General features: G+C 59.1%; 16 protein-coding genes. 8 read left to right on the top strand and 8 right to left on the bottom strand.

Annotation, left to right across the window (positions count from 1 at the left end; translation table 11 throughout):
• The 7 genes from R6T97_RS04290 to R6T97_RS04260 form a co-directional block, all read right to left on the bottom strand.
• Positions 1-395, bottom strand: a 395-nt coding sequence (locus tag R6T97_RS04290; RefSeq protein WP_410348064.1) for a hypothetical protein, incomplete at its 3' end; no start/stop codon positions are given.
• Positions 395-1,681, bottom strand: a complete 1,287-nt coding sequence (locus R6T97_RS04285; protein ID WP_410348063.1) for a SufB/SufD family protein — start codon at positions 1,679-1,681, stop codon at positions 395-397. The genes R6T97_RS04285 and R6T97_RS04290, both read right to left, overlap by 1 nt.
• Complete coding sequence (gene sufC / locus R6T97_RS04280; RefSeq protein ID WP_410348062.1) at positions 1,681-2,436, bottom strand: Fe-S cluster assembly ATPase SufC; 756 nt, start codon at positions 2,434-2,436, stop codon at positions 1,681-1,683. The genes R6T97_RS04285 and sufC overlap by 1 nt, the downstream gene beginning before the upstream one ends.
• Before the next feature lie 92 nt (positions 2,437-2,528).
• Positions 2,529-3,056: a hypothetical protein gene (locus R6T97_RS04275; protein ID WP_410348061.1), complete on the bottom strand. Its 528-nt coding sequence runs from the start codon at positions 3,054-3,056 to the stop codon at positions 2,529-2,531.
• 99 nt (positions 3,057-3,155) lie between these two features.
• Positions 3,156-4,679, bottom strand: a complete 1,524-nt coding sequence (gene sufB, locus R6T97_RS04270) for a Fe-S cluster assembly protein SufB (RefSeq protein ID WP_410348060.1) — start codon at positions 4,677-4,679, stop codon at positions 3,156-3,158.
• Between the two features lie 12 nt (positions 4,680-4,691).
• Positions 4,692-5,723 (bottom strand): cysteine desulfurase family protein, encoded by a 1,032-nt coding sequence (locus R6T97_RS04265; protein WP_410348059.1) that lies wholly within the window; start codon positions 5,721-5,723, stop codon positions 4,692-4,694.
• Between the two features lie 54 nt (positions 5,724-5,777).
• Positions 5,778-6,242 (bottom strand): Rrf2 family transcriptional regulator, encoded by a 465-nt coding sequence (locus R6T97_RS04260; protein ID WP_410348058.1) that lies wholly within the window; start codon positions 6,240-6,242, stop codon positions 5,778-5,780.
• A gap of 170 nt (positions 6,243-6,412) precedes the next feature.
• On the opposite strand from R6T97_RS04260, the gene R6T97_RS04255 reads away from it, so the two are divergent.
• The 5 genes from R6T97_RS04255 (at position 6,413) to R6T97_RS04235 (ending at position 10,980) form a co-directional block, all read left to right on the top strand.
• Entirely contained in the window at positions 6,413-7,066 is a 654-nt protein-coding gene (locus tag R6T97_RS04255; protein WP_410348057.1) for an alpha/beta hydrolase, read from the top strand.
• Positions 7,067-7,068: 2 nt separating this feature from the next.
• On the top strand, positions 7,069-7,536 hold the full coding sequence (locus tag R6T97_RS04250; protein WP_410348056.1) for a hypothetical protein: 468 nt from the start codon (positions 7,069-7,071) through the stop codon (positions 7,534-7,536).
• 12 nt (positions 7,537-7,548) lie between these two features.
• On the top strand, positions 7,549-8,133 hold the full coding sequence (locus R6T97_RS04245) for an HD domain-containing protein (RefSeq protein ID WP_410348055.1): 585 nt from the start codon (positions 7,549-7,551) through the stop codon (positions 8,131-8,133).
• A 94-nt stretch (positions 8,134-8,227) separates the two neighbouring features.
• A complete protein-coding gene (locus R6T97_RS04240) occupies positions 8,228-10,306 on the top strand; it encodes a DEAD/DEAH box helicase (protein ID WP_410348066.1) in 2,079 nt (692 codons plus the stop codon).
• A gap of 344 nt (positions 10,307-10,650) precedes the next feature.
• Positions 10,651-10,980 carry a TfoX/Sxy family protein gene (locus R6T97_RS04235; RefSeq protein WP_410348054.1) on the top strand — a complete coding sequence of 110 codons (330 nt, stop codon included), beginning with the start codon at positions 10,651-10,653 and terminating at the stop codon, positions 10,978-10,980.
• An 82-nt stretch (positions 10,981-11,062) separates the two neighbouring features.
• On the opposite strand, the gene ndk is transcribed toward R6T97_RS04235, so the two are convergent.
• Positions 11,063-11,485, bottom strand: a complete 423-nt coding sequence (gene ndk, locus R6T97_RS04230; RefSeq protein WP_410348053.1) for a nucleoside-diphosphate kinase — start codon at positions 11,483-11,485, stop codon at positions 11,063-11,065.
• A gap of 123 nt (positions 11,486-11,608) precedes the next feature.
• On the opposite strand from ndk, the gene R6T97_RS04225 reads away from it, so the two are divergent.
• The 3 genes from R6T97_RS04225 to R6T97_RS04215 all read left to right on the top strand — a co-directional run bounded on the left by R6T97_RS04225 (position 11,609) and on the right by R6T97_RS04215 (position 15,555).
• Positions 11,609-12,919: an MFS transporter gene (locus R6T97_RS04225; protein ID WP_410348052.1), complete on the top strand. Its 1,311-nt coding sequence runs from the start codon at positions 11,609-11,611 to the stop codon at positions 12,917-12,919.
• A 74-nt stretch (positions 12,920-12,993) separates the two neighbouring features.
• Entirely contained in the window at positions 12,994-14,847 is a 1,854-nt protein-coding gene (locus R6T97_RS04220) for an ABC-F family ATP-binding cassette domain-containing protein (RefSeq protein ID WP_410348051.1), read from the top strand.
• 78 nt (positions 14,848-14,925) lie between these two features.
• Positions 14,926-15,555 (top strand): MarC family protein, encoded by a 630-nt coding sequence (locus tag R6T97_RS04215; protein WP_410348050.1) that lies wholly within the window; start codon positions 14,926-14,928, stop codon positions 15,553-15,555.
• Position 15,556 lies beyond the last annotated feature (1 nt).

The following is a 15,556-nucleotide window of genomic DNA, read 5'->3' as shown; positions in this document are numbered from 1 at the left end:
CGTACCAGACCGTAGAGCAAAAACAATGGAGAGGTCGCCAGCAGCGTCCAGAAAAGCGCAAGCCTTGCGCCATACCAACTGCCCCTGGCACCAAAGAGCTTGGCGAAAAGATGAGACAGCGCCGCGATTCCGTACATGAACAGCGGCAGAACGATGACGGACGCGTAAAACGTATAGGTCAGCATCCCTACAAAGTTCATCTCGGGTGGCCATGGCGACGCTTCGAACCCTTCGGCAACCCGCCGCAAACGCGGCCATTGCCCCACGAATATCAGGAAACAGCTGACCATCAGGTAGACAATCGCACGGTCTTCGCGCCGTCCCTGCTCCAGCAGGTCGCGCATGACCTGACGCGGCCTGCGCCAGGTCCGCACTATATCGTTTGTAACAGGCATTAGCTGTGCCGCGACAGCCAGCCTTCCAGCCGGTCCCGCAGGTCTTCCGCCAAACCATCATCCGCGATTTCTTGCAGGGCTTCCGCGAGGAACGACAGCGTCAGCAGGTTGCGGGCATCATGCAGCGGCACCCCGCGCGAGCGCAGATAGAACAAAGCTGTTTCGTCAATCGCGCCAGATGTCGAACCGTGCGAACACGCTACATCATCAGCGTAAATCTCAAGCTCGGGTTTGGCAAGGAACTGGCTGTCTTCATCAAGCAAGAGCGCTTGGCTGATCTGATAGCCATCGGTCTTTTGCGCGCCTTGCTTGACGAGGATCTTGCCCTGAAACACGCCCGTCGCGCCATTGCGCAGTACTTTCTTGAAAACCTGACGGCTTTCGCAGTTCACTGCGTCATGCGTGATGAAAACCGTATCATCATGGTGAAAATCATTTCCATCACCGACACAGGCACCGGCAACATGGGCCACGGCATCGTCGCCGACAATCTCAAGAATGCATTCGTTGCGCGTCAGAACACCGTTAAAGGTCAAGGTGAAGGATTTGAAGGTTGCTTCCGCACCAATCCTTGCGAAACAATGCGTTAAGGTGCGACGCTCATGATCGCGGCCTTGCGTACAGACATGGTGGAAGGTACCGCCATCAGCCACTTCGACTTCCAACAGCTTGGAAAACCGTGCCGCCGCCGGACCCGTTTCCAGCAATGTGACCTCGGCCCCTGCCTCGACCTTCACCACGTTGTGCAGGATCGCGTCGGAAGACACGGCCTTGTGCAGGTAGATCAGGTTGATCGGCTTTGACACCTGACCGGTGGCCCGAATAACCACACCATCGGTCGCCAACGCGGTGTTCAATGCTGCCAGCGAACGCTCGACAGGCTTCTGGCCGCGCGCCTCCAACACACCGTAAACATCTTTCGCCCAATGAATGTCGGTTGTCATCGCATCGGCAAGACGCTCGATCTCTACGCCTTCTGCCGTCAGGTCATCGGACGCATCCGGATCAAAGACACCATCGACAAAGACGATCTTGATCCGGTCAACCGCATCAAAAAGCGGGCCCTCGTCATTTTCGAAAAGTGCCGCCTCTTGCGCATCTGCAGCCGTCAATGACGCCGGATCAGTGTATTTCCAATATTCATCGCGTCTGGTCGGCAGCCCCATCCGGCGCACACGCGCCATCGCATCAGCGCGCGCGGCATTGCCCCAAGCAGCCCCTTGCGGGATTTCCACATCGGCCAAACGCGCTTCGGTGGTGTCAATTTTTAGCTGTGCGAGTGCCATCAGGCCACCTCTTCCAGAATATCGGTGTAGCCATTGTTTTCGACTTCAAGCGCCAGTTCCGGCCCACCGGATTTGATGATGCGGCCATCGGACATGATATGCACGATATCTGGCTTGATATGGTCAAGCAGGCGCTGATAGTGGGTGATCACAAGGAACGACCGGCCTTCGGACCGCAGGGCGTTCACACCCTCGGCCACCAGTTTCATGGCATCCACGTCCAGACCGGAGTCGGTCTCGTCAAGGATACACATCTTTGGCTCCAGCATCGCCATCTGCAGGATTTCGTTGCGCTTTTTCTCACCGCCGGAGAAACCGACATTGACCGGACGCTTGAGCATTTCCGCATCGATCTTGAGGCTCTTGGCCTTGGCACGCACCTCTTTGAGAAAATCACCCGCGCTCAATTCTTCTTGGCCACGCACCTTGCGCTGCGCATTCACTGCGGTGCGCAGGAACGTCATGTTGCCCACACCGGGGATTTCAACGGGATACTGGAACGCCAGAAACAGACCCGCCGATGCGCGCTCTTCGGGTTCCATCGCAAGCAGGTCGGCGCCTTCCAGCATGGCGGACCCGGCTGTCACCTCATAACCGCCCTTGCCGGACAATACATAAGACAGGGTCGATTTGCCGGACCCGTTCGGCCCCATGATCGCATGGACCATGCCGGGTTCGACCTTGAGATCGACACCTTTCAGGATCTGCTTGTCTTCTTCTGCCAGTTTGACCTCTAGGCCTTTGATTTCCAACATATTATTCTCCTAAAGATAAGTGCTTGCGACAACATCGAAAACCCCGAAGCGGATTGATCCACCGGGACAATTGTCGCGATGTGGGGTTATGACTACAGGCCGAAAACGGTCCCGCGATACACGATTGAGTATTGCGTCGTCGATTCGATCACCTGCGCGACATGCTCTGCCGTGTAGATGTAGGCCATTTGATCCGGCCAGCGCCAGACCAGATTGTGCCCTGCGGTGAGCATGAGGGCGATCCCGACAATTTGACCGAAGCGCTCGGTCATTCTGCGGCGATCGAGCATGGCAGACAGCAACAACACTGCCCAGAACGCGATGAAAAGCTCTAGAAAGAACACTGTATCGTTCTCTGTGCTGAGGCCGAAGTACCGGATGCGCAGGACCTCGGCAAACATCAGGGCCAGTGCCCCGATAATTCCCGACACGACAAATTTCCCGAAGAACGATTCTTCGTCGTTGACCTTTTTGATTTTGTCGCGGGTCACCCGCTTGGGAATGTGCATCCCCAGATCGGGATCGTAATAAGACTTGTTGCGCGGATTCTTGATCCGCTTCACTCGCGCGTTGAAGTCGTTGATGTCCTGTTTCATCACGCCCATAGGTCGCAGCCCCATCACTTGCCTTATCAATGCTTGATTGCATCGAACTAGGGCAAGAAGTGGGCCGCGACGTGACAGAGGCGCGACAAATATGCAGATCGGACAAACGCATGATCAGCCGACGGACCCTTCAAGAGAGATAGCGACAAGCGCCTGTGCTTCCATGGCAAATTCCATCGGCAGCGCTTGCAGCACTTCCTTGCAGAACCCGTTCACGACAAGCGCGACCGCCTCTTCCTCGTCCATCCCGCGCGAGCGGCAATAGAACAACTGATCGTCATCAACCTTGGATGTCGTCGCTTCGTGTTCAACCCGGGACGAGTTATTCTTGACCTCGATGTAAGGCACCGTATGCGCACCGCATTTGTCGCCGATCAGCAAGCTGTCGCACTGGGTATAGTTACGCGATTCCTTTGCCTTGGGATGCATCGAAACCAAGCCGCGGTAGGTATTCTGCGCCCTGCCCGCGCTGATCCCCTTGGAGACAATCCGCGACTTCGTGTTCTTGCCCAGATGGATCATCTTCGTGCCGGTATCGGCCTGCTGCATGTTGTTTGCGATGGCGATCGAATAGAACTCGCCTTGGCTGTCGTCACCGCGCAGGATGCAGCTTGGATACTTCCAAGTCACGGCAGAGCCTGTTTCCACCTGCGTCCACATCACCTTGGCACGGTCACCACGGCAATCGGCGCGCTTGGTGACGAAGTTATAGATGCCGCCCACCCCGTTTTCATCACCGGGATACCAGTTCTGCACGGTAGAATATTTCACCTCCGCGTCTTCCTCGACGATGATCTCGACGACAGCGGCGTGCAGTTGGGCAACATCGCGCTTGGGTGCCGTACAGCCCTCAAGGTAGGACACGTAAGAGCCCTTGTCGGCGATGATCAGCGTGCGTTCGAACTGGCCTGTATTTTCGGCATTGATGCGGAAATAGGTGGACAGCTCCATCGGGCAGCGCACGCCCGGCGGAATATATACGAACGACCCATCCGAAAACACGGCCGAATTCAGCGTCGCATAAAAGTTGTCCGATGGCGGCACAACGGTGCCCAGGTATTTCTTCACCAACTCAGGGTGCTTCTCGATCGCTTCCGAGATCGAGCAGAAGATCACACCTGCTTTTTCCAGTTCCTTCTGGAAAGTCGTCCCGACCGAGACAGAATCGAACACCGCATCCACGGCGACCTTGCGGCCTTCAGCCGGCGCATCTTCTGCGCCTTCCACACCGGCAAGGATCATCTGCTCTTTAAGCGGAATACCCAGCTTTTCGTAAGTCGCCAGCAGCTTGGGGTCGACATCGTCCAGCGATTTCGGCTTCTCTGCCATGCTCTTGGGGCGGGCATAATAATAGATGTCCTGAAAGTCGATCTCGGGATAGCTCACCATCGCCCATGTCGGCTCCTCGATTTTTTCCCAGCGTGCAAAAGCAGACAGACGCCATTCGGTCATCCACTCGGGCTCTTTGTTCTTGGAAGAAATCAGGCGCACGATATCGGTGTTCACACCCTTGGGGGCGTAATCCATCTCGATCTCGGTATTCCAGCCGTGTTTGTAATGACCCGAGAGTTCCTTGACCGCATCCACGGTCTCCTGATCAACGCCTTCCTTGACCTCGACGGTATCCAAAGTTGTCATCTTTCCATCCTCTCAAGCGGCCCTGCGCCGCGCCCGTTTTTCGCTCCAGGCCTGCACAAAGCGCATGACCTCATCCTCAGTCGTATCGATGCCCAGTGACACGCGGATCGCGCTTGATGCCACTTCATCGTCCAGTCCCAGCGCCTGCAGCACCCGGCTTGTCTTGACCTTGCCGCTGGAGCAGGCAGAACCCGCCGAAACCGCAAAACCCGCCAGATCCATCGCCATGACCTGTGTTTCGCCCTTCCATCCCGGAGAGGCAAAACAGCTGGTGTTGGGCAGGCGGTCAGACCCTTTCCCGACAAAAATAGTACTCTTTTCGGCAGCCTCAATGGCTATTTCTAGAATATTTCTAAGTTTGGCAACCCGGTCCCATTTTCCAGCCGCCAGATCGGCTTGTGCAGCGGCCGCAGCAGCGCCCATACCAGCAATCGCAATAACATTTTCGGTCCCGGACCGGCGGCCCATCTCCTGCCCGCCGCCCTTTATTTGCTCATTAATATCAGTACCTTGCGGAAAGATCAGCGCGCCTACACCTTTGGGGCCGCCAAATTTGTGGGCCGATAGAAACGCCATCCCCACACCGGACCACGAAAACGCGAACGGCACCTTGCCAAAGCCTTGGGTAATATCACTGACGGCCAACCCCTGCGGCAACGTCTGCACGATTCCGGTCTCGGAATTGGCCAGTTGCACCGTCGCTTGTGCCGGATCATCGACCTGCACAACGCCACGCACCACCGGCAAACACGGGTCCACCCATGCATGCACCGCGTCATGTTCGATCGGTGCCGCCTTTAGGTCGCGCCCCGCCAACGCCAATGCGGCAGCCTCGGTTGCACCTGACGTGAACACCACATCCGCACCGGACGCACCCACAGCTTGGGCAATCTGCGCCCGTGCCGTTTCAACGATGCCTTTCGCCGCGCGCCCCTCGGCATGCACGGACGATGGATTGCCCACGACATCCATCGCCGCCAGCATCGCGGCACGGGCCTCTGCCCGCAAAGGCGTGGTCGCGTTATGATCCAGATAGGTTCTCATATCTTCTCATGTTCCAAAATACCTCGGGGGAGCCGAAGGCGGGGGCAGAGCCCCTCATGGCGCTTCATCAACAACCTCAAACAACGCAGGCACCGCCGGACAGGGCGCAAGCTCATTACTCACCACATCCGACAGACGGGCCTGATGCAAAAACACATAGACATGCGCGCTCAGCCCTTCCCACAGACGGTTGGTCATCGACTGAGCCCGCGACCCCGACGCGCCACCCGATGCCCCTGCCCCTTTGTGCATGGCGGACACCGTTTCATCCACGGCAGCCAGAATTTCGACAACACGGATATCGGAAGGCGGCCGCGCAAGGCGATAGCCGCCACCCGGCCCACGGACAGAGTCTACCAGTCCGGCGCGGCGTAATTTCACGAAAAGCTGTTCAAGATAGGGCAGCGAAATATCCTGCCGCTTGGAAATCTCGGTCAGATTCACCAGCGCGTCGCTCTTCTGAAGCGCCAGATCGGCCAAAGCAACCATCGCATAACGGCCCTTGGTGCTTAATTTCATTGGCTTCCCCTCGGAATAAAGGCCTATCTCATTGACGGCGCAGCCCAGCATCATTACTTCACTTTGACCAGAACAACTGCGGCGTGCAGCCCAGTTTAGAATCTTTCTAAGGTGTCCGAGCATTTTCGTCAAGAATATGTCCGTCACCAACAGCAGTAACGGAAATATTTATGCCCGAAGTCATCTTTCCCGGACCCGAAGGTCGCCTTGAAGGCCGCTACCATCCCCAAAAGGACCGGGACGCGCCAATTGCAATCGTGCTGCACCCGCATCCGCAGTTTGGCGGGACGATGAACAACCGTGTGGTCTATAACCTACACTACGCGTTTTATAACATGGGCTTCACCGTGCTGCGCTTCAACTTCCGCGGCGTCGGCCGTAGTCAGGGTGAATACGATCAGGGCGTGGGCGAGTTGTCCGACGCGGCATCCGCGCTCGATTACCTGCAATCCATGAACAACAACGCCAAGCATTGCTGGGTCGCGGGTTTCTCTTTCGGGGCATGGATCGGCATGCAGCTTTTGATGCGCAGGCCAGAGATCACCGGCTTCATCTCGGTCAGCCCGCCGGCCAATATGTACGACTTCAGCTTTCTGGCGCCCTGCCCTTCGTCCGGCCTGATCATCAACGGATCGAACGACCGGGTCGCGCCGCCGGCCGATACCGTGAACCTCGTCAACAAGCTGCACGAGCAAAAGGGCATCACGGTCACCCACGACGAAATGGAAGGTGCCGGGCACTTCTTCGAAGACCCGTATATGGACCCGATGATCGACACCGTGCGCGGTTACGTGCGCCGCCGCCTCACGGAGTCCACACGCTAGCCATGGCAGATAGTTACGTCGATAAGGTCGCAGGTGAACTCGCGGATCTGGCCTTGGCGGATGCCGACGCCACCGGGGACGAAAAGATCGTGGACATGATCAGCGAAATCCTCGGCGCATCTTCGCAAACCCTGCAAGAGGCCTACATGACCGCCGTGCGCGTGCGCCGCGCTGAGGGCCGTGCACGCGAGCTGCTGGCCAAACGTGCAGGCGCGCCGGTCCGCGTCAAATCCCGGCCCTTGAGTGACAAAGACGCGGCGAAATCACGCGACAAGGATACGATCGAACTGGGTAGTGATACCGGACCCGCTCCGCAAGCATCACAGCCCCCGAAAAAAGAAGAACCCAAGTCGCCGGTAGACACGGAATTTGCCGATGTGCTGAACACATTGGACGAATTTCTGAAATCCGATGATACGGAAGCGGAAGAAGAGCCCTCGATCAAACCCTCACGCCCGTCGCGCTCTTAAGGGTCTGCAAGCTTGTCACGTATCGACGCTCAACTGGCTTTTCTGACCGAGGCCGACAAACTCAAGACCATCTTGCGCGGCACGACACTCTGCGATGGATCACGGCGCGAAAATTCCGGCGAACACAGTTGGCACATCGCCCTCTATGCATTGGTCATGGCCGAACATGCCAATCGGCCCGTCAGCATTGACCGGGTGATCAAGATGCTCCTGATCCACGACATCGTGGAAATCGACGCAGGCGACAACCCGATCCATGGCGATCACGACCCTGCAGAAATGGCGGTGATGGAACAGGCCGCCGCTGACAGGATCTTCGGGCTCCTGCCCGATGATCAGGCACAGGTCTTTCGCGCCCTCTGGAATGAATTCGAAGCTGCCGAGACCGATGACGCCGTCTTTGCCAAATCCATCGACCGCGTGCAGCCGGTGGTCGCGAACCTGCAAACAGGCGGCGGCACATGGCCGGAATACAAGGTGACTGCCGACCAGCTGCACACCCGCGTTGGCGTGAAAGTCCAGAAAGGCGCACCGGCAATCTGGACCGCGCTCAAGGTGCGGATCGATGACTGGTTTGCCAAAAACACGATGCACTAGCGCAGCAGACGTAGCGATATCCGTTATTTCCTCTATACAAACAAAGAACACAGGCGTAGGGCGCATGCTTACGCCGCCAGAAAGCCCGCACACTATGATCACGACACTCGCCGACGCCCTTGCCAAACAAGGCTATACCGACCTGACACCTGTCCAGGAAGCCGTGACTGACGATGCACTCGTCGGTCAGGACCTTCTCGTATCTGCGCAAACGGGTTCGGGCAAAACAGTCGGATTCGGTTTGGCGATCGGCCCGACGATACTGGCCGAAGATGACACTTTCGGCCCTGCGGGGCGCCCGCTCGCACTGATCATTGCGCCGACCCGCGAACTGGCCTTGCAGGTCAAGCGCGAGTTGCAATGGCTTTACGCCGGTGCCGGCGCTACGCTGGCCTCCTGCGTCGGCGGCATGGATTTCCGTGACGAACGCCGCAACCTCGAACGCGGCGCGCATATCGTCGTGGCCACCCCGGGCCGTCTGCGTGACCACATCATGCGCGGTACGATCGATTTGTCCGACATCAAGGCCGTCGTGCTGGACGAAGCCGATGAAATGCTCGATCTGGGCTTCCGCGAAGACCTCGAATTCATCCTTGGCAAAGCCCCCGCCACACGCCGCACGCTGATGTTCTCGGCCACGGTGCCACCAATGATCGCGACGCTGGCGAAATCCTACCAGCGCGACGCGGTGCGCATCGCGACGACAACCAAGGAAAGCCAGCACAGCGATATCGAATACCGCGCGCTTTCCGTCGCCAACCACGACATCGACGCCGCGATCATCAACGTGCTGCGCTACTACGATGCGCCCAACGCCATCGTCTTTACCAATACCCGCGCGATGGTGACACGCCTGACCACGCGCCTGTCGAACCGCGGATTTTCGGTTGTTGCCCTGTCGGGCGAATTGACCCAATCCGAACGCTCCAACGCGCTGCAAGCGATGCGCGACGGACGCGCCAAGGTCTGCGTCGCCACCGATGTGGCCGCACGCGGTATCGACCTGCCCAACCTCGAGCTGGTGATTCACGCCGAACTGCCCACCAACGCCGAAACGCTGCTGCACCGCTCTGGCCGGACGGGTCGCGCGGGGCGCAAGGGTATTTCCGCGATGATCATCCCCGCCAAGATGAAACGGCGCGGGGAAAACCTGCTCAAATGGGGCAAGCTGACGGCAACATGGGCCACGCCCCCCACCGCCGACGACGTCAGCGCCAAAGACGAAGAGCGGCTTTTGACAGATGCGGTCTGGTCCGAGGACTTTACCGAGGAAGAACAAGCCTTCGCCGCACGCCTGCTCGAACAGCATACGCCGGAAAAAATCGCCGCCGCCTACCTGCGCCTTTATGCAGGCAAACAGTCGGCGCCGGAATTCATCTCGGACTATAAAGACGGCCCCGCCGCCAAGGAACGCGCACCGCGCGAAGCGAAATCCTTTGGTCCCTCCAAATGGTTCAGCGTCGATATCGGCCGCGAAGGCAAGGCCGAGGCCCGCTGGCTGTTGCCCATGATCTGCAAGGCCGGTGACATCACAAAGAACGAAATCGGCGCGATCCGCATCCAGCCGAACGAAACCTTCATCGAAATTTCCGCCCCTGCCGTTCCCGGGTTCCTCAAATCCGTCGGCAGCGACATGAAACTGGAAAACCAAGGCACGCTGACAGCGTTGGACAGCCCGCCCCAGTTGGGCGAGCGTGGCGCGCGCAAGACCAAACGCGATTATGACGATGGCCCTAAACGCGACCATGGTGACAAACCGCAACGCGATACCAAACCCAAGCGCCATGCGCCGCGCGATCAGGCCGCCCCGCCACCGTCACAGCAAAATGACGTAGCCGCAATCCAGCCGATCCCCGGCGCCGCTGACGACGAAAAGGTACGCAAGCCGCGCCACAAACCCGAACGCCGCGATCACGGCGAAGCGCTGACCGAAAAGCGCGGCAAGCCGCCCTACAAGGGCAAATCCGACGCCAAGAAACCGCCCTATAAAGGGAAATCAGGTTCGGCGTCTGACACAAAACCGCGTAAACCGGGTGCAGGTAAGCCAGCCGGCAAACCTGCCGGCAACGCCAAGGATACCTCTAAACGGTTTGTCCCTCCTGGCGGAAAAGCCAAGCCCCGCAAGGGCTTAGGCAAAGGCGGGAATACCGCGCCACGGCGAGGAAAGTCCTAAAACCTGACCTATTGGTCACATTTTTGTCACGTCACAAGCATGTTGAGGGCACAGCCCTCTCGTAAGACTTGTACAATATTCCTTATGATCAACCCACGAGCAAGCTAAAGGACCACCAAGATGGCCACAGCAACACCAACGACCACAACGCCCGATCCGGCGCCAAAACCGGCATCACCGGCGCCCCAGATGCAGGGCAAACCGCCGACACCGGTCTATACCGATTACGCGAGTATTTGAGTGTCTTGAGCGCCAGTTGAAGCAAAGACCAGAGCGATCGCCCTCCCTGATCTACCCTCTGGAACTTCACTGGCCTCTTTTTTTCAGCCTCGCTAACATGGGGCATGGCAGAGCTGACCTCTATCAAGAACATCGGCCCCGCATTCGCGGCATCGCTGAAATCCGTCGGCATCGGCACGGTAGAGCAATTGCGCACGCTTGGCGCTGATGCGGCCTATATCAAGTTGCTCGAAGGTGGTTCAAAGCCCCATTTCATCGCCTACTATGTGCTGCATATGGCGCTACAGGGCCGCCCTTGGAACGACTGCAAGGGCGCAGAAAAGACAGCGCTGCGCGAGAGATTCGACAAGATCAAAGCAGGTCGTTTTGATGAGGGCCGCTCAGAATTGGAACAGTTTCTGGACCGGATCGGAGTGATCGCCGCAGGGAAATAAAAAACCGCCCACACCATGACGGTACGGACGGTCTGAATATTCGCAGTGCGAGGCAGGGCAGGCCCGACCTACAGGGCGCTTGTTACCCGACCAGTTCAAGACCGGAGAAGAAGAACGCGATCTCTTCGGCGGCTGTTTCCGGCGCATCGGACCCGTGGACCGAGTTTTCGCCGATGGACAATGCGAATTCCTTGCGGATGGTGCCGGGCGCTGCGTCGGCGGGGTTTGTTGCACCCATGACTTCACGGTTCTTTGCAATTGCATCCTCGCCTTCCAGAACCTGCACAACGATCGGCTCGGAAATCATGAATTCACACAGCTCGTCAAAGAACGGACGCTCGGCGTGCACGCCGTAAAACTGCTGTGCCTGGGCCAGTGTCAGGTGGATGCGCTTGGAGGCGACGACACGCAGGCCCGCCTCTTCGAATTTGGCAATGATCTGGCCGGTCAGGTTACGCTTTGTGGCGTCTGGTTTGATGATGGAAAAAGTACGCTGGATAGCCATGTGAAGCCTCTTGGATATGGCGGGCCGACCGGCCCGATGAAATGATGGCTGCGCCTACCACGCACGTCTCACCATGAAAAGGCGTGATTTACTCCCCTCCCCTTGCTGGGCTAGCGTTGAGGGATGTGGTCCCTTTTGAAACATCCGGTTTTCGGCCGTCTTTTTGCCGCACAGGTCGTGGCGCTTTTGGGCACAGGGCTGTTGACGGTGGCCCTTGGGCTTTTGGCCTTCGATCTTGCCGGTGCTGGCGCAGGTGCGGTGCTTGGCACAGCCTACGCCATCAAGATGGTCGCCTATGTGGGCCTGTCGCCCGTCGCGGGGGCTTTGGTGGCCAACCTGCCGCGCTGCCCCGTCCTGATTGGCGCTGATCTTGTGCGGGCCGGTGTCGCGCTGTTCTTGCCCTTCATTACCGAGGTCTGGCAAATCTATCTGGCGATCTTTCTTTTGCAAACAGCCTCTGCCACCTTCACGCCGACCTTTCAGGCCACCATCCCCGATGTCCTGAGCGATGAAGACGACTATTCCCGCGCGCTGTCCCTTTCCCGTCTGGCCTATGACCTTGAAAACCTGCTGAGCCCCGCTCTTGCAGGCGTATTGCTGCTGATGATGAGCTATCATTGGCTCTTTGGCGGCACGGTCGTCGGGTTCGCGTTCTCGGCGCTGCTGATCCTCGGCACCGCCTTGCCTGCACGCAAACCGGTCAGGGACCGGCCCTTTCGCGCACGGCTGACCCGGGGGATTCATATCTATCTGGCAACACCGCGCTTGCGTGGTTTGCTGGCGTTGAACCTCACCGCCGCTGCGGCGGGTGCCTTTGTCATCGTCAATACCGTCGTTGTCGTGCGCAGCGGTTTTGGCGGTACCGACCGCGATGTGGCCATCGCGCTTGCGTGTTTCGGGGCCGGATCGATGATCGCCGCCCTTGCCTTGCCCGCCTTGCTCAAACGCCTCAGCGACCGGCCTGTGATGCTTTTTGGCGCGGCCCTCCTGTGTGTTCTGATGATCGGACAAGCCTTCATCACCCCTGTCTGGCCCGTCTTGCTGCTCCTCTGGGCGCTCACCGGCATCGGTTATGCGACAACACTGACCCCCCAAGGCCGCCTGCTGCGCCGCTCTGCCCATGCCGAAGACCGGCCTGCGGTGTTTACCGCGCAATTCGCGCTGTCCCACGCCTGCTGGCTGGTCACCTATCCGCTGGCAGGGCAAGCGATGACGGCGTGGGGCATGGGGCCGACACTTGGAATTCTGGGGGTCGCGGGGACCACCGGCGTGCTCTTGGCGCTCCGGCTCTGGCCCGAGGGCGATCCGGTCGTGATTCCCCATCGCCATGACGATCTGCCTCCCGATCACCCTCATTTGGAAAAACACGGTCGCACCCACGCCCATGCCTTTGTCATTGACGATGAACACCACGCTTGGCCGACAAACGGCTAGGCTTTGCACAAGTATCGCACCGCGCGCGCAAACACCCGATTGACCCCGCACAAAGGATCAAGCATAGCCGCCCCATGCTCAAGATTTCAGATATCACCTATTCCGTCGATGGCCGCACGTTGGTCGAACATGCGACAGTCACCATTCCCACCGGCCATAAGGTCGGCCTTGTAGGGCGCAACGGCTCCGGCAAGACGACGCTCTTCCGGGTCATCCGCGGAGAGATGGTGCTGGACACGGGCACTGTGAACATCCCCAAGGGCTGGAAGATCGGCGGCGTCAGCCAAGAGGTGCCGGGCAACGAGGTCTCGCTGATCAACACCGTTCTGCGCGCGGATACCGAACGCGAGGCACTGCTGGCCGAGGCTGAAACCGCCACCGAGCCTGCCCGCATCGCCGAAGTACAGACACGGCTTGCCGATATCGAGGCATGGTCCGCCGAAGCGCGCGCCGCCACCATCCTGCGCGGTCTGGGGTTCAACCACGAAGAACAGCAAATGCCCTGCTCTGCTTTTTCAGGCGGATGGCGGATGCGCGTGGCGCTGGCGGCGGTCCTGTTCAGTGAACCTGACCTGCTGCTGCTGGACGAACCGACCAACTACCTCGACCTCGAAGGTGCGCTCTGGCTGGAAGCCTATTTGGTCAAGTACCCCCACACCGTGCTGATCGTCAGCCACGACCGCGAACTGCTGAACCGGTCGGTCGGGGGTATCCTGCATCTCGAAGACAAGGGGCTGATCTATTATACCGGCACCTACGACACCTTCGCCAAGCAACGCGCCGCGAACCGTGCCGTGCAAGCCGCCGCCGCCAAAAAGCAGGGTGCGCAACGCGCACATTTGCAGGCCTTCGTCGACCGCTTCAAAGCCAAGGCATCCAAGGCCAAGCAGGCCCAATCCCGCGTCAAGATGCTGGAAAAAATGGAAACCATCCGCGCCCCCGAAGACGCCGCGCGCACCGTTTTCACCTTTCCCGAACCCGAAGAGCTTTCGCCCCCCATCATCGCCACCGAAGGCGCGGCTGTGGGGTATGGCAATAATATCGTCCTGCACGACCTGAACCTGCGCATCGACCAGGACGACCGCATCGCACTTTTGGGCCGCAACGGCGAGGGCAAGTCCACCCTGTCGAAAATGCTGTCAGACCGCCTGCCCGTCGCACGCGGCAAGATGGTGACATCGAACAAACTGCGGATCGGCTTTTTTGCGCAGCATCAGGTCGACGAACTCAGGATCGAGGAAACCCCGCTCGACCATTTGTTCCGCGAACGGCCCAACGAAGGCCAGGCCAAGCTGCGCGCGCGGCTGGCCGGTTTCGGCCTTGGTGCAGATCAGGCCGACACGCCCGTGGGCCGGCTTTCGGGCGGGCAGAAAGCCCGCCTGTCGCTGCTGCTGGCCACGCTGCCCGCGCCGCACCTGCTGATCCTTGACGAGCCGACCAACCACCTCGATATCGAAAGCCGCGAAGCATTGGTCGAAGCCCTCACCGCCTATTCCGGCGCAGTCATCTTGGTCAGTCACGACATGCACCTGCTCAGCATGGTCGCCGACAGACTGTGGCTGGTCAAAGACGGGCATGTGACACCCTACGACGATGACTTGCAAGCCTACCGCAAAATGCTGCTGACACCTGAAAAACCGCGCGAAAAAGATAAACCGGCGCCGACCAAAGCCGCCAAACCCACGCGCGAGGCCGTCATGGCACTGCGTTCCGACCTGCGCAAAAACGAAGAGCGGGTCAAGAAAATCAACGAAATGCGCGACAAGCTTGCCAAGAAACTCGCTGATCCGGCCCTTTACGAGGACGGCAAGGCGGGTGAACTCGCCACATGGAACAAGAAATACGCCGAAGTCATGGACGGTCTGGAACGGGCCGAAGCCATGTGGATGGCCGCCCTTGAAAAGCTGGAAAAGGCCGAAAAAGGCTAATCATCTTGCCAACAAACACCCCCGCCGAAAGCATCCGGAGCTTGCGCTAAAGCGCCAGCTTCTGTCAGACAGGACATCATGACCGAACTTCCTGCCCTGATCACCGCGTTTACCACGCTGTTCATCATCATCGACCCGCCGGGGCTGGCGCCCGTGTTCATCGCGCTCACCCAAGGGATGACGGTAGCGCACCGGCGGGCTATCGCGATCAGGGCGTTCCTTGTGGCCGCAACGCTGATGATGGTCTTTCTTTTTCTGGGCGAGGCCGTACTCGGCTTTATCGGCATCTCGATGGATGCCTTCCGCATCGCTGGCGGTATCCTGCTGTTTCTGACCGCGCTCGACATGCTGTTCCAGCGCAGGCAGGCGCGGCGTGAAGACAACGCCGCCGAAGGACAGGCAGAACACCACGATGATCCCTCCGTGTTCCCGCTCGCCCTGCCGCTCATCGTCGGCCCCGGTGCGATCACCACGGTGATCCTGCTGGCAGGTCAGGCCGAAGGGGTGACGGACCTTGCCGCGGTTGCAGGTGTCGTCATTGCGGTGCTGCTGATCGTCTTTCTGGCCTTTCTCGCCTCACCCGCGATCGAACGCGCCTTGGGCAAGACCGGACTGAACATCGTGACCCGCGTGCTGGGCATGCTGCTGGCTGCATTAGCCGTACAGTTCGTGCTGGACGGCCTGAGGGGTTTCGGCATCGGCGCATAAT

This window comes from Yoonia sp., from assembly GCF_046498525.1.
Taxonomy (GTDB): Bacteria; Pseudomonadota; Alphaproteobacteria; order Rhodobacterales; family Rhodobacteraceae; genus Yoonia.
This window is presented reverse-complemented; position numbering and strand designations above follow the sequence as displayed.

Bases quoted from the DNA above. Each gene is read 5' to 3' on its own strand.
- R6T97_RS04220 (WP_410348051.1), top strand. From the start codon at position 12,994: ATGCTCAAGATTTCAGATATCACCTATTCCGTCGATGGCCGCACGTTG.
- R6T97_RS04285 (WP_410348063.1), bottom strand. From the start codon at position 1,681: ATGGCACTCGCACAGCTAAAAATTGACACCACCGAAGCGCGTTTGGCC.
- sufC (WP_410348062.1), bottom strand. From the start codon at position 2,436: ATGTTGGAAATCAAAGGCCTAGAGGTCAAACTGGCAGAAGAAGACAAG.
- ndk (WP_410348053.1), bottom strand. From the start codon at position 11,485: ATGGCTATCCAGCGTACTTTTTCCATCATCAAACCAGACGCCACAAAG.
- R6T97_RS04235 (WP_410348054.1), top strand. From the start codon at position 10,651: ATGGCAGAGCTGACCTCTATCAAGAACATCGGCCCCGCATTCGCGGCA.
- sufB (WP_410348060.1), bottom strand. From the start codon at position 4,679: ATGACAACTTTGGATACCGTCGAGGTCAAGGAAGGCGTTGATCAGGAG.
- R6T97_RS04265 (WP_410348059.1), bottom strand. From the start codon at position 5,723: ATGAGAACCTATCTGGATCATAACGCGACCACGCCTTTGCGGGCAGAG.
- R6T97_RS04225 (WP_410348052.1), top strand. From the start codon at position 11,609: ATGTGGTCCCTTTTGAAACATCCGGTTTTCGGCCGTCTTTTTGCCGCA.
- R6T97_RS04250 (WP_410348056.1), top strand. From the start codon at position 7,069: ATGGCAGATAGTTACGTCGATAAGGTCGCAGGTGAACTCGCGGATCTG.
- R6T97_RS04255 (WP_410348057.1), top strand. From the start codon at position 6,413: ATGCCCGAAGTCATCTTTCCCGGACCCGAAGGTCGCCTTGAAGGCCGC.
- R6T97_RS04215 (WP_410348050.1), top strand. From the start codon at position 14,926: ATGACCGAACTTCCTGCCCTGATCACCGCGTTTACCACGCTGTTCATC.
- R6T97_RS04240 (WP_410348066.1), top strand. From the start codon at position 8,228: ATGATCACGACACTCGCCGACGCCCTTGCCAAACAAGGCTATACCGAC.
- R6T97_RS04260 (WP_410348058.1), bottom strand. From the start codon at position 6,242: ATGAAATTAAGCACCAAGGGCCGTTATGCGATGGTTGCTTTGGCCGAT.
- R6T97_RS04275 (WP_410348061.1), bottom strand. From the start codon at position 3,056: ATGGGGCTGCGACCTATGGGCGTGATGAAACAGGACATCAACGACTTC.